14 protein-coding genes are annotated in these 11777 nt (G+C 59.8%); 7 read left to right on the forward strand and 7 right to left on the reverse strand.

The genetic code is table 11. From position 1 onward, the window contains the following. Positions 1 to 22: 22 nt before the first annotated feature. The gene (locus ACH2ED_RS04170) at positions 23 to 1327 is read left to right on the forward strand and encodes a hypothetical protein (RefSeq protein WP_395088953.1); all 1305 of its coding nucleotides are present in this window, start codon (positions 23 to 25) and stop codon (positions 1325 to 1327) included. Here ACH2ED_RS04170 and ACH2ED_RS04175 read toward each other — a convergent pair. Together ACH2ED_RS04175 and ACH2ED_RS04180 are read right to left on the reverse strand one after the other, a co-directional pair. Next, complete coding sequence (locus ACH2ED_RS04175; protein ID WP_395088954.1) at positions 1324 to 2640, reverse strand: dicarboxylate/amino acid:cation symporter; 1317 nt, start codon at positions 2638 to 2640, stop codon at positions 1324 to 1326. The two genes, ACH2ED_RS04170 and ACH2ED_RS04175, sit on opposite strands and share 4 nt — an antisense overlap. Further along, positions 2637 to 3533 carry a phytanoyl-CoA dioxygenase family protein gene (locus tag ACH2ED_RS04180; RefSeq protein WP_395088955.1) on the reverse strand — a complete coding sequence of 299 codons (897 nt, stop codon included), beginning with the start codon at positions 3531 to 3533 and terminating at the stop codon, positions 2637 to 2639. The genes ACH2ED_RS04175 and ACH2ED_RS04180 overlap by 4 nt, the downstream gene beginning before the upstream one ends. 38 nt (positions 3534 to 3571) lie before the next feature. On the opposite strand from ACH2ED_RS04180, the gene ACH2ED_RS04185 reads away from it, so the two are divergent. Continuing rightward, entirely contained in the window at positions 3572 to 4078 is a 507-nt protein-coding gene (locus tag ACH2ED_RS04185; RefSeq protein WP_395088956.1) for a molybdenum cofactor biosynthesis protein B, read from the forward strand. On the opposite strand, the gene ACH2ED_RS04190 is transcribed toward ACH2ED_RS04185, so the two are convergent. Further along, positions 4075 to 4377 (reverse strand): FmdB family zinc ribbon protein, encoded by a 303-nt coding sequence (locus tag ACH2ED_RS04190; protein ID WP_395088957.1) that lies wholly within the window; start codon positions 4375 to 4377, stop codon positions 4075 to 4077. The two genes, ACH2ED_RS04185 and ACH2ED_RS04190, sit on opposite strands and share 4 nt — an antisense overlap. A 29-nt stretch (positions 4378 to 4406) precedes the next feature. Between ACH2ED_RS04190 and ACH2ED_RS04195 the strand changes: the two genes are divergently transcribed. Then, positions 4407 to 5141 (forward strand): phytanoyl-CoA dioxygenase family protein, encoded by a 735-nt coding sequence (locus tag ACH2ED_RS04195; RefSeq protein ID WP_395088958.1) that lies wholly within the window; start codon positions 4407 to 4409, stop codon positions 5139 to 5141. On the opposite strand, the gene acs is transcribed toward ACH2ED_RS04195, so the two are convergent. Further along, on the reverse strand, positions 5138 to 7105 hold the full coding sequence (gene acs / locus ACH2ED_RS04200) for an acetate--CoA ligase (RefSeq protein ID WP_395088959.1): 1968 nt from the start codon (positions 7103 to 7105) through the stop codon (positions 5138 to 5140). The genes ACH2ED_RS04195 and acs overlap by 4 nt on opposite strands. A 37-nt stretch (positions 7106 to 7142) precedes the next feature. Between acs and ACH2ED_RS04205 the strand changes: the two genes are divergently transcribed. Continuing rightward, positions 7143 to 8060, forward strand: coding sequence for an L-threonylcarbamoyladenylate synthase (locus ACH2ED_RS04205; RefSeq protein ID WP_395088960.1), 918 nt, complete (start codon positions 7143 to 7145; stop codon positions 8058 to 8060). Between the two features lie 32 nt (positions 8061 to 8092). Further along, positions 8093 to 8401 carry a hypothetical protein gene (locus tag ACH2ED_RS04210; RefSeq protein ID WP_395088961.1) on the forward strand — a complete coding sequence of 103 codons (309 nt, stop codon included), beginning with the start codon at positions 8093 to 8095 and terminating at the stop codon, positions 8399 to 8401. On the opposite strand, the gene ACH2ED_RS04215 is transcribed toward ACH2ED_RS04210, so the two are convergent. Together ACH2ED_RS04215 and ACH2ED_RS04220 are read right to left on the reverse strand one after the other, a co-directional pair. Further along, positions 8349 to 8645 carry a hypothetical protein gene (locus ACH2ED_RS04215; protein WP_395088962.1) on the reverse strand — a complete coding sequence of 99 codons (297 nt, stop codon included), beginning with the start codon at positions 8643 to 8645 and terminating at the stop codon, positions 8349 to 8351. The two genes, ACH2ED_RS04210 and ACH2ED_RS04215, sit on opposite strands and share 53 nt — an antisense overlap. Then, the gene (locus ACH2ED_RS04220) at positions 8629 to 9084 is read right to left on the reverse strand and encodes a type II toxin-antitoxin system RatA family toxin (protein ID WP_395088963.1); all 456 of its coding nucleotides are present in this window, start codon (positions 9082 to 9084) and stop codon (positions 8629 to 8631) included. The genes ACH2ED_RS04215 and ACH2ED_RS04220 overlap by 17 nt, the downstream gene beginning before the upstream one ends. Positions 9085 to 9120: 36 nt before the next feature. Here ACH2ED_RS04220 and ACH2ED_RS04225 point away from each other — a divergent pair, with 36 nt between their 5' ends. Then, complete coding sequence (locus tag ACH2ED_RS04225; RefSeq protein WP_395088964.1) at positions 9121 to 9978, forward strand: sugar phosphate isomerase/epimerase family protein; 858 nt, start codon at positions 9121 to 9123, stop codon at positions 9976 to 9978. Then, a complete protein-coding gene (locus ACH2ED_RS04230) occupies positions 9978 to 10961 on the forward strand; it encodes a Gfo/Idh/MocA family protein (protein ID WP_395088965.1) in 984 nt (327 codons plus the stop codon). Before ACH2ED_RS04225 ends, ACH2ED_RS04230 begins: the two co-directional genes overlap by 1 nt. 205 nt (positions 10962 to 11166) lie before the next feature. Here ACH2ED_RS04230 and ACH2ED_RS04235 read toward each other — a convergent pair whose 3' ends face one another. Next, the gene (locus ACH2ED_RS04235; RefSeq protein ID WP_395088966.1) at positions 11167 to 11625 is read right to left on the reverse strand and encodes a S8 family serine peptidase; all 459 of its coding nucleotides are present in this window, start codon (positions 11623 to 11625) and stop codon (positions 11167 to 11169) included. Positions 11626 to 11777: the final 152 nt, after the last annotated feature.

The following is an 11777-nucleotide window of genomic DNA, read 5'->3' on the forward strand; positions in this document are numbered from 1 at the left end:
AGCTTGCTACGTCTATTTCTCCATGAACCCAACACGACGCGCGATTTTGAGGTGGAGTGGCATCACGCTGGTCTCCTCTCCCGTGGTAGGCATTTTGACACTCTCCATCTCCGGGCCGGGCTTGCTGGAGAAGCAGCGCGAAGCTGCCCGCCGCGAGGGGATTCCGCTCCTGCCTGAGGATCTGCGCCCCAACCCGCCTATTCCCGACGCACAAAACGCCGGGCCACTTCTCAAAGAACTCACCCGGCGCTACCAAACGCTCCCTGAAAAAGAGTCTCATGACTGGGACGCCACCTACGACCTATTTGGCAAGAACCTCGACGATCCCAAGGCTCGTGTGGCGTTTCAGGAGAGCCTGGTGCGCTACGCCGACTTGATTCAGCTTGCCGAAGACGCCACCGCGCGTCCGCACTGCGACTTCGCCTACGACTGGAATCTGGGAATGAACCTGCAATTCCCCGAGTTTGCAATCGTTCGCCGGTTTGGGCGCTTATTCACGGCACGGGCCGCGCTTGCAACCGATGCCTCTAGCGCTTGGGCAGATGTGGCCCGCTGCGCGAAGCTGGGCAACCTCATGGGACAAACTCCCTGTGTCATTGCTGCCTTGGTTTCGGTTGCGCTCCACGCCATCGCTGACAAGAGCTACATCACCACTCTGAAACGCTTTGGCCCCAGCACGCACGCACGGGAGATATTGGCGGCATTTGGTCCCCCTCCAAAGCCCACGATCTACTTCCAGGGCGAGGTCGTTGCCTGCGCGATGACGCTGGAGCAGATGCGCTCAAGGAAGTTCAAGGTAGAGGAAGAGGTTGGTGGGGCAATGATGAAGGGCTCCGCCTGGGAAGGCCTGTCGTTTGTGGCTCCTGTCGCGGTTCCGTTCTGGGAAAAGCAGCTCCTGCTGTTCTGGCGGGGGGCGTTTGCCAAGGCGCGAGAGGTAGAGCGCACGGGTGATTACGAGAGCTTGGGGACGTGGTTCGCTGCGACAATGAAAGTGTGGGAGCGCGATAAGCTCAACCTTCCCCAGAACCTGCTGGTTCTGATCCTCGCCCCCGTGTTTTCCCAAGCCAGCAACAAGACACAGATCCATACCCAAGCGCAACGTCACTTGCGGGAATCGGCGCTGGCATTATTGGAAGAGAAAGCCAAGACGGGTACCTTCCCAGACTCTCCGACGCTCCCAACCGACCCGTTTTCCCCAGACAAGCAACCACTGCGCTATCGAAAAGACGGCGCGGGCTGCATTCTTTATAGCATCGGCCAGGATCATACCGACGACGGTGGGGTGAGAAAAAACAGCGAAAAGCTCGATATGGTCGTGCGCCTCTAGGATTCATTGCCGAGGAGCACGTCCGGGAGGCGCTCACTGGGCTCCTCACGCTCTTTGCCGTCCAGAAGGCAGGAGATGTTCATGTCGCCCATCACATTGATCATCGTGCGGCAGCGGTCTAAAAACCAGTCCACCGTGAAGAGTAAGGCGATATAGCGCACATCCAGCCCGACGGCGGTGAAGACCAGTGTCATGGTTACCAGGCCCGCCTCGGGGATTCCCGCCGCGCCCACGGAGGCCACGATGCTGGTAATCACGACAAGAAGCTGCTGCTGGAGAGTGAGGTTCTGCCCCAGAAGCTGCGCCACAAACAGCGCCGACATCGCCTCGTAGAGCGCCGTGCCATCGTTGTTGAAGTTCGAGCCGACCAGCGAGCCCATGCTCGCCGAGCGCTCCCGTAGGCCCACTTTGGTCCAGAGGCACTCGAAAGTCACCGGCATCGTGGCGGTGGAGGAGGCGGTGGAGAACGCCATTACCAGCGCATCGCGGCAGCCCTGAAGCAGTGTCGTTGGTCGCACCCAGGAGCCGAAACGAACGCGGGTTAAGTAGTAGCATGCCTGTAGGAACAAGGCAATCAGTACGGCCACAATAAAGTAGCCCAGCGCCGCAAAGGGCGCAAAGCCCTGCTTGCCCACAATCGAGGCAACAATGCCAAAGATGCCCAGCGGGACGATCTGGATGATGCCATGTAGAATGCTCACCAGTGTCTCCATCGCAATATCCACGGCTTGCATCACGGTTGTCGCGGCGCGGTCTTTCACTTTCCGCAGCGTGGTTCCAAAGGCCAGTGCCAGCAGAATAATCCCGATGACATTGTTCTCCACCAGTGGCCCGGCCAGGCTCTTGGGGACATTGTCGAGGAACTGCTCCCAGACCTCTTTCTTGGCCTCGGGCGCTTTCCAGCCCGATTTTTCCATTGTCTCTAAGATAAGTTTCTTTTGCGGGTCGCTCTCTTTGGACGACAGCGTGGTCTTGGGGGCGGGCAGCTCCAGCCTGCCGTGCTTGCCCGGCTGGATCACATTGGCGACCAGTAAGCCAATCACAATCGCGACCACGGTATTGAGTACCAGCAGGCCCCCAAGCTTTGCGGCGAGCTTGCCACGCACCTCGGTCTTCATTAGGGCCTGGATTACCGCGATCAGAATCAGCGGGGGAGCCAGCGCCCCGAGCATGCGCAAGATCAGCTTGGCAGGCACTTCCAGATTCGCCGCTCCCTCGCCCCAGATTTTCCCCACAATTGCGCCCAGAACCAGCGCCATCAGAATCCGAATATACAGAGGGGTTGTCTTCCACCAGATGAGAAATCCACTCATACGTTGCTTATCTCCAGCCGTCGCTTTTCTTCTTCGCGCATTTTAGCCTGAATTCGCTCGCGCTCGGGGATAATTCTTTCGCGGGGCGCGGTGGGCACAAAATCAAAGTGCTCGACACCCAGGCCCCGGAGCACGGCGGCCTCGACCAGGCTGTAGTTGCCATCGGGCCGGTTAAAGTTCATGGGCTCTTTGAGATGCACGGGTGGGTTGGTGATCAGCCGGGGCAGGCGCAGTGCGTTCTTCGATGAGGCGTGGAGCAGGTACGGGTGCATCAAATACACATCACCCGCCTCGCCCGTGGCCTCCAGAAACTCGGAGCACTGCGAAATAAGACTCTGGAAATCAAAGCCCTCGGGGCGAACGCCTTCGGGGTGCGTTGCGAGGAATTTTGCGATCACGGGCACGGAGTCGGCAGCGACAAAGGTCGCGCCGCCAGTGGGGAGCACGTCGGACCAGAGCACAATCGTGAGCAGGCCTTGCTCAGGAGAGTCTAAAAAGTGTCGGAAGAAGTCACCGTCTTTGTGCCAGCCGGGCACAGAGGCACTCGGCGGCTCCCAGCTTGTGGTGTGGCTTTCCTCGCCTAAATTGACGATAAAGCCATCGCCCCAGTGCGCACTAGTCAGCCGCTCTTCGCCGCCGCAGAGCTCGCAGATCGCGCCAAAAGCCTGGGGGGCAAACTCCCGCACTTCATTGTGGTTGAGAGTCGGCATGTGAATCCGCTGCTGCGCCCAGGTGGTTTTATCCTCCGGGGCATAGCCCAGGCGCGTCCAGAGATCCCGGCTCCAGTGCGCTGCCTGCTCGCGCGAGAAGGCATTTTTGATTACCACAAAGCCCTGGGTAAGAAACTGCTCAACCTGCTCGTCGGTGAGGAACGTGTAGCCGCTGGTCTTCATGTAAAAGCTATTCGCGATGATAGGGTAGGATACCTTTGATGAGTCGTGAGCAACACCACAAAATCGCCGCCGAGCGTGGCCCTGTGACGGTCGGCATTGTGACCGTCAGCGATACCCGCACCGAAGCCGATGATCTCAATGGGCAGTTTTTAACGCGTGAGCTCGCCGTCGCCGGGCACCGGCTCGCTCTCTACAAGATCATCAAAGACGAACCCGAGCAAGTCAGTGCTGCTCTTGATGCCGCTTTTGTGGCGGGGGTGCAGGTGCTTCTCTTTAACGGCGGGACGGGGATTTCGCAGCGCGACACGACCTACGATGCGCTGGCGGCAAAGCTAGAGAAGACTCTGCCAGGCTTCGGAGAGATCTTTCGAATGCTCTCCTGGGAGCAAGTCGGCGCGGCGGCGATGCTCTCCCGTGCCGTGGCGGGCACCTACAAAGGCATGGCGATCTTCTCCACACCAGGTTCCACGAAAGCTGTCGTGCTGGCCTGGGAAAAACTCATCGCCCCGGAGCTTGCGCATATTGCCTGGGAGCTGGTGCGCTAGAGCCCATCGGCGGTGTTGTTGCCGTCGAGCGTGCTGGGCGCTTCCGCCGACCCCGCGACTTTTTCGTAGCGGCCCTTGCCCGCTCTCACGTACTTGGTGAAGCCCTTAGCCTCGATATTGCTGTCGGAGAGGTTGCCGGAGTTCACCACGGCGCGCAGGGGCAGGCTCACGACGCGACGGAGGGCTTTATCGCACTCCTGGCACTGGGTCAGGGGCGCATCGGACATGCGCTGGAACACTTCCTGAGTACCGCCACAGGTCTGACAAGGGTCATCGCAGCGGTAGGTGTAGGTAGGCATAGGGCTATTTTATCGCGTACAATGGCCGTATGGTTACTGTCACCGACGAGCAGATTGCCGTGTTTCGCACCGAGGGCTTCGTGCACATCCCTAGCGTGATCTCCCCGAGCGAGGCCGCGCATTTCTACGAAGCCGCCCTCGACTACACCCGCCGCAACCCGCCCCTCTCCAATCGCCCGGTCTTTGATCAGCATGTTAATGTCTGGACCCACGACGATGCCATGCGGGCGCTCACGCTTCACCCAAGCCTGGCAGCAGCGGCGAAAACGCTCAACGGCACTGCGCTGCGGCTCTGGCACGACCAGATTCTGATCAAGCAGCCGCACAACAATGCCGCTACGGAGTTTCATCAAGACCAGCCTTACTGGCCGCACGCTACCTCACCGAATCCCATCTCGGCCTGGATCGCCCTCTGTGATGTTCCCACCGAAAAAGGCTGCATGACATTTCTGCCTGGCTCGTTTCAGCACACCGAGCTACCTGCTCAGAACCTCGCCGATGCCCGTAGTCTTTTTCAGATCGAGCCGGATTTTGTCTGGTTTCCGCGCGTGACTGTGCCCCTCAAGGCGGGCGACTGCACGTTTCACCACGGTCGTTGTGCCCACATGGCAACCTCCAACTTCACCGATGACCCGCGTGTGGCGCACATCGTGATCTTCATGGAAACCACCACAACCTACAGCGGACGCGGCCATGTCGTCACCGATCCGCTGGGCCTGACGATTGGCCAGCCGATTCAGGGCGAGCAGTTCCCCGAGGTCTAGCTCTCGCTGCTCTCGTACTTGTCTTTCAGGCCCGAGACAACACTCGGATCGGCGAGGGTGGTGGTGTCGCCGAGGGCACGGCCTTCGGCGATGTCTCGCAGCAGGCGGCGCATGATCTTGCCGGAGCGTGTTTTAGGAAGCTCCGCAGTGAAGAGGATGTCGTCGGGGCGGCAGATAGGGCCGAGCTTCTTGCCAACGTGTGCTTTGAGGATTTTGATCAGCGCGTCGTCGGCGCTCAGGCCCTCTTTAATGGTCACAAAGGCGCAGATCGCCTGACCTTTGATGGCATCGGTGCGCCCAATCACAGCGGCTTCGGCGACGGTGTGGTGGTCTACGAGCGCGGACTCAACCTCCATCGTGCTGATGTTGTGCCCGGCGACCAGCATGATGTCGTCCACGCGGCCTAGAAGCCAGAAGTAGCCATCGGTGTCTTTTCGGGCACCGTCTCCGGCAAAGTAGAGGTTCTTCGGGCCGAACTTGCTCCAGTAGACACTCTGGTAGCGCACATCGTCGCGCCAGAGGGTGCGGAGCATGGCGGGCCAGGGCTTCTGGATGACGAGAAGCCCGTCTTTGCCTGCGGGAACCGGGTTGCCCTCTTCATCCACCACGTCCATCGCGATACCGGGGAAGGGGCGCGTCGCGCTGCCGGGCTTGGTGCTGACAATGCCAGGGAGCGGGGTGATCATCTGCGCTCCCGTCTCGGTCTGCCACCAGGTATCCACAATCGGGCAGCGATTTCCTCCAACATTTTCGTGGTACCAGAGCCATGCCTCAGGATTGATCGGCTCACCGACGGAGCCTAAAAGGCGCAGGCTGGAGAGATCGCGCTTCTCTAAGTGCTCCGTGCCCCACTTCATGAACGAGCGGATCGCGGTGGGGGCGGTGTAGAAGACGCTCACGCCGTATTTCTCAATGGTGGCCCAGAACCGATCCCGTGCGGGCCAGTCAGGTGCGCCTTCGTACATCAGCACCGTGGCTCCGGCGGCGAGCGGGCCGTAGACCACGTAGCTATGGCCCGTCACCCAGCCCACATCGGCGGTGCACCAGAAGACATCGGTCTCTTTAATATCAAATGTCCACTGGAAAGTCGCGTTTGCCTGCGTGAGATAGCCGCCCGTGGTGTGATAAATTCCCTTGGGCTTGCCCGTGGAGCCCGAGGTGTAGAGAATAAAGAGGCCCTCTTCGCTGTCAACCGGCACGGGTTCCGTCAGGCGCGGGGCGTCTTCGACCAGCCGGTGCCACCAGTGATCCCGTCCCTCGACCATGGGCACGAGAGTCGGGTCGAGCGCCCGGCTCAGCACTACCACGCTTTCCACTGTCGGGCAGGCACCGCCCTCTAGTGCGGCATCGGCGGCATCTTTCAGGCGGACGATATTGCCACGACGCCAGCTCCCGCTGCTCGTGACAACTACTTTGCTCTGGCTATCATTGATGCGCTCGCGCAGGCTGTCGGCGGAGAATCCTCCAAAAACAACGCTATGAATCGCGCCGATCCGGGTGCAGGCAAGCATCGCAATCGCGGCCTCGGGGATCATGGGGAGGTAGATGGTCACCCGGTCGCCCTTGCCCACGCCCTGATTGGTCAGCACGCCGGCAAATTTATTCACCTCGCGCCAGAGATCGTGGTAGGTCAGCACGCGGGTGTCGCCGGGCTCGCCCTCGAAGATAATCGCGGCTTTATTACGTCGTGCTGTGGTAAGGTGCCGATCCAGACAGTTCGCGCTCACATTGAGTTTTCCGCCGACGAACCACTTGGCGTGCGGCGGATTCCACTCACAGACACTCGTCCACGGCTCGATCCAGTCCAGCTTCTTGGCCCACTCCGCCCAGTAGGCTTCGGGATCGGCAGCGGCGCGCTCGTAGATCGTGGCATCACTGACATTGGCCTGGCGGATAAACTCCGACGACGGAGGAAAAAGACGATCTCCGCCCAGCGAAGACCCCATCACACTTTCATTGCTCATAACGCCTAGAGTATAGCCCATGCGATAAAATTCTGTCATGTCCGCCCGAATTGTTCTGCCCGAAGACGCCGCACTCACCGAAGCCGTCGAGCGTCTGCGCGGCGGGGAGCTGGTGGCCTTTCCTACGGAGACGGTCTACGGCCTCGGGGCCAATGCGCTGGACGCCGCCGCCGTCGCGAAAATCTACGCCGCCAAGGGCCGCCCGGCGACCAACCCAATTATTGTCCATGTGGCGAGTGTGGAGCAAGCAAAAGCGCTCGTTAATACCTGGCCCCGAATCGCCGACGAGCTCGCCGCCGCGCACTGGCCCGGCCCACTAACCTTGGTGCTGGAGAAAGCCGACGGCATCCCGGATAGTGTCACTGCAGGCGGCTCGACGGTAGGAATTCGCATCCCAAACCATCCCGTCGCGCTGGAATTATTACGTCGTGCGGGTGTCCCCATCGCCGCGCCGTCAGCCAATCGCAGCGAGGAAGTCTCCCCGACCCAGGCCCAGCACGTCGCCGACTCGCTCGGGGCTTTCGTGAAAGACTTGCTCATTTTAGACGGTGGCTCTTGTGACGTTGGGATCGAGAGCACGGTGCTGGATGTCACTTGTGATCCGCCACGAGTTCTACGGCCCGGGATGGCAAAGCTCAGCCTCCCCCCTAGCCCCCGCCCGGCGGGGGAGCTCGTCCAGGGGGTTGCTCGCTCGCCGGGGCAGATGCTGAGGCACTATGCACCGAAAAAGCCTGTGGTTCAGCTGCTCCACAGCGAGACGTATTTCCAGCAAGAGGGAGATGCCTGGCTCGCGCTTCCGCAAGACCCACACACTGCCGCGCGGGTTCTCTATGCCGAGCTGCGGCGTTTGGATAGTGAAGACAGTGTCGCACGTATCGTGGTTCCAATCCAGCCAGATACCCCTGCATGGGCCGCGATTCGTGATCGTCTGCGGCGGGCGGCGCAGGGCGCTTGACATGCGCCCCCGGACTACGGTATTTTGACGGTGTGCTTGTACCAGGTTGGGTCTGCCCGTACTGCGGCAGGGATTGCTCTCCGATTGAGGGGCCACCCTGTACGCACTTCTTTCTTGCGGATGGGGAGTTTGGCTGGCGGTTCACTCCGGCGGCGGAGCACCTGCACGATGCGGCGTTCTTCAGGCACCCGAGCCTCTTTCGCGACTTGCTCTACCACGACAATGTCTGTCGTCAGCACTTGATCCTGCGCCGGGCGCTCTACGAGAAATCGCTGGAAGTCTACGCCTTTACGGATCGTCCCGAGGCGGCCATTGCGGCGTTTCAAACTGCGATTCGGTGATGCGCAAGACATAGATCGGCTTGCCCAGAATGCGCTGATCGTCTTGCACTTGCTCTAGGAGCGCCGCTGCCTCGGTTGCCTTGAGCCAGATATCCGATTCGGCTTCGAGGCCACCCTCACCGATATGGGCCAAGGTGAGCGCAATCCGTGCGTCGGGCGTTTTTAGTGCCAAGGCGGCGAGCTGGGCTCGCGCCACGGGCACGTCGAAAGTGTAGTCGTCGGGGAGGCTAACCGAGCTCTTCACAGCGCTTTTTGATGGCCTGCTGCGTAGACTCAAGATTATTTTGCATCGTCTTGAGAATAATCGCGTTGATCAGCGCTCCCACGAGCGGAATCTCCAGCCGGTAGGTCAGCACCGAGTCGAACTTTGTCAGGCCGGGCTCGATCTCCGTGAAAGTCCAGACGCCGTGAAATTCGTCGAAGTCGCCGCTCACTTGCTTGAAGGTGCAGGTGCCGCGTTCGGTATCCCAGACATCCTCCTCGGCCCAGGTGATGCGCTTTTTGAGCTTGGGGACAATCGCGACCCACTCACTTGTCACCGACTTGGTATCATCGGAGCGGGTCAGGGTCGTGATGGACTGAACGTCCTCCATAAACTCTGGGAATGCCTCATTGTCGCGGGCGATGGCAATCGCGACGGCACGATTTGTTTTGATTAGAATATGGCTTTCAATGCGTGGCATAGAGGGATTGTAACACACTTTGCCGAATCAAAAGGCATGCAAGTATCACTTTGTGGGGCGGGGCTTGGTGCGGGAAAGCTGAGCCTGCTGGAGTTTACGCAGCTGGCAGCACACTCAGGCTACTCTGGCGTTGATTTTGGCATCAGTAGTGCCCAGCGCCTCGCCGACGAGCTCGGAGGAACCACGGCGCTGAGTGAGAGATTTCTCACACTCGGAGTGGCCCCGGCGACCTTCGGGCTGGAAGTGGAGTGGCGGCGCGATGATGCGGCGTTTGCGGCGGGGATGGCGACTCTGGCGGAGAAGGCCGCGATTGCCCAGCAGCTTGGTTGTACGCGCTGCTGCACCTGGATGCCCAGCGCCACCAGCGACGATTCCGGTGAGTGGCGGGGGCGCACCGTGGCGCGTTTTCGGGAGATCGGGAAAGTCTTTGCGGACTATGGTGTGCGCTTCGGGCTGGAGTGGGTCGGGCCGCATCACCTGAGAGCGGGGGGCGAGAACCAGATGGGACCCAATCCAACCGTCTGGACACTGCCACAGACACTGGAGCTGATCGCCGAGACGGGCCAGAGCAATATTGGGCTTCTTGTAGACTCCTACCACTGCTACACCACGGGCATCACTGAGGATGAGATCGCCGCGCTCACCGATAGTCAGATTGTTCATGTGCACATCAACGACGCTCCTCGCGGGGTGGGGCCTTCCGGGGCAAAAGACGGCCAGCGGGTGGTTCCTGGGACGGGGGAGATCAACCTCGCGAGCTTTTTGAGTGGCTTGCGACGGGCGGGCTACGGTGGCTATATCGCCTGTGAGATTCTGGCTCCCGCTCCGGTTGCCGGCACCCCCGACGAAGCTGCGACGCTGATTCGAAGTGCGTTGCGAGGGTTAGGACTTTAGTGGCTGAGCCGAGACTCGCGCTGGCGGGCTGCGGAACGGTGGGGGCGGTACACGCCACGCGGCTGGTCGCGGAGGGCGCTCAGATCGTTGCTGTCTGTGATCCCGATGCCGAGGCACTCTCACGCATGGCCCGTGCACTACCCCAGCGCCCGCTGCTTTTTCGTTCTGAGCAGGACCTGCTGGCGTCGAGGGAGGTGGATGCGATCGTCTTGTGCACCCCGCATGCCCGCCACGCCGACCAGATCGCGGCGGCACTGGAGGCGGGAGTGCACGTGCTCTGTGAAAAACCCTTTGTCACCCACTACGAGACCGGGGTAGGGCTGGTAAAACAGGCGCGTGAGAAGAACCTGGCGCTCTTTGTCTCCTACACCCGGCGGGCACGTGGCCACGCCCGGTTCTTGCAAGCGGCGGCGGGGCGGATCGGACCGGTGCAGTTTGTCTCTATTTTGCGTAGCCAGCCTTGGCTCCAGACACACGGGCGTACCTGGCGGATGCAGGAAACCGAGGGAGGGGGCTTCCTGCGTGATGCGGGCGCTTCCATGCTGGACCTGTGCTTGCATCTGATACCCCTGCCCGTGAGCGAGGCCAGCGTGGAACTCTACCGTGCGGGAACGGCGGAGGTGGATGTCTGCGCGTCGGTGCGGCTGCGCTTTAGAGGAGAGGCTCGGGTTGAGCTGACTCTGCTGGGAGATGCCGTTGAGACTCTAGAGCGTATCCAGATCTTCGGGGAGCGGGGAACAGCAGGCTGGTGCCAGCGCGAGGGGGTTCCCGCCGACCTCTATCTGAAAGAGCTGGGGGGCGCTCTGGAGAGCCCTGACCCGGCGACCTACCGCATCCCCACGCCCGATATTGCCTTCCTCACGGCGCTGCGCTCCGGGCGGCGTTTCGATGCCGAGACAGCCTCGGATCTCTACGATGCCGCCACAGCGCTGCCCACCATTGCGCTGGTGGAGCGTCTCTACCGCGAGGCAAGCTGGAGATAGCAGTTATCGAGGGGCCATAGACCCCTCGATAACCGTTCTAGCACAATAGTGTGCTTACTATTTTGGAACGGGTATTGGTGTCGGCGTGGGAGTGAAAAATCCGGGGCCAGTTCCCTGCCCTCCGCAGCCCAAAGCAAGCGAGATCACGCACAGGATCAGCACCACAAACAAACCCCTTCTATTCATTACCCTTAGTCCTTTCATTTCAGTAGCTAAAAAGAAATCGGTTTGGCGTATCTGTTGTAAAGCCAGACACGATACCTTGTGTAGCATTGTTTTTTATCCATGATTGCACTTGTTCAGAAGTTGCATTTGGGTTTGCCTGTAGATACTGAGCAACAACTCCGGTAACAAGCGGCGCAGCAGCAGAAGTACCATTAAAAAAACCTGGTACAAACTGTTTATTGTTCATATTTCCATACCATTTTGTTGCAGGTACCGACGTACCAGGCGCAATTATATCTACAGATGATCCAAAATTTGATGAAACATTTACATTATTTGTATCCCAAACGGATCGCCAGCCAAATTTATCTACGGCACCAACAGTAATCCCTTCGGCTACATTGGCAGGTGAACACCAACTTGCATTATTCCCTTCATTCCCCGCAGAGATCACGACAGTAATACCAGATGAGATCACGGATCGAATAGCTTTCTCCATTGGCTTGGAACCAGAAATAATCCCATTTCCATACCAATATCCCCCAAAACTACAGTGTAACGGCTCAGCTATCCGTTTGGAAGGCCGGTAAAATCGGATCACCTCGGAAAACGGAGATCAAGGCATCCAGGCGATTCAAGCCTTGCTTGCCA

Source organism: Armatimonas sp., from assembly GCF_043757465.1.
Classification (GTDB): Bacteria; Armatimonadota; Armatimonadia; order Armatimonadales; family Armatimonadaceae; genus Armatimonas.

Bases quoted from the DNA above. Each gene is read 5' to 3' on its own strand.
- ACH2ED_RS04170 (WP_395088953.1), top strand. From the start codon at position 23: ATGAACCCAACACGACGCGCGATTTTGAGGTGGAGTGGCATCACGCTG.
- ACH2ED_RS04175 (WP_395088954.1), bottom strand. From the start codon at position 2,640: ATGAGTGGATTTCTCATCTGGTGGAAGACAACCCCTCTGTATATTCGG.
- ACH2ED_RS04180 (WP_395088955.1), bottom strand. From the start codon at position 3,533: ATGAAGACCAGCGGCTACACGTTCCTCACCGACGAGCAGGTTGAGCAG.
- ACH2ED_RS04185 (WP_395088956.1), top strand. From the start codon at position 3,572: ATGAGTCGTGAGCAACACCACAAAATCGCCGCCGAGCGTGGCCCTGTG.
- ACH2ED_RS04190 (WP_395088957.1), bottom strand. From the start codon at position 4,377: ATGCCTACCTACACCTACCGCTGCGATGACCCTTGTCAGACCTGTGGC.
- ACH2ED_RS04195 (WP_395088958.1), top strand. From the start codon at position 4,407: ATGGTTACTGTCACCGACGAGCAGATTGCCGTGTTTCGCACCGAGGGC.
- acs (WP_395088959.1), bottom strand. From the start codon at position 7,105: ATGAGCAATGAAAGTGTGATGGGGTCTTCGCTGGGCGGAGATCGTCTT.
- ACH2ED_RS04205 (WP_395088960.1), top strand. From the start codon at position 7,143: ATGTCCGCCCGAATTGTTCTGCCCGAAGACGCCGCACTCACCGAAGCC.
- ACH2ED_RS04220 (WP_395088963.1), bottom strand. From the start codon at position 9,084: ATGCCACGCATTGAAAGCCATATTCTAATCAAAACAAATCGTGCCGTC.
- ACH2ED_RS04225 (WP_395088964.1), top strand. From the start codon at position 9,121: ATGCAAGTATCACTTTGTGGGGCGGGGCTTGGTGCGGGAAAGCTGAGC.
- ACH2ED_RS04235 (WP_395088966.1), bottom strand. From the start codon at position 11,625: ATGGAGAAAGCTATTCGATCCGTGATCTCATCTGGTATTACTGTCGTG.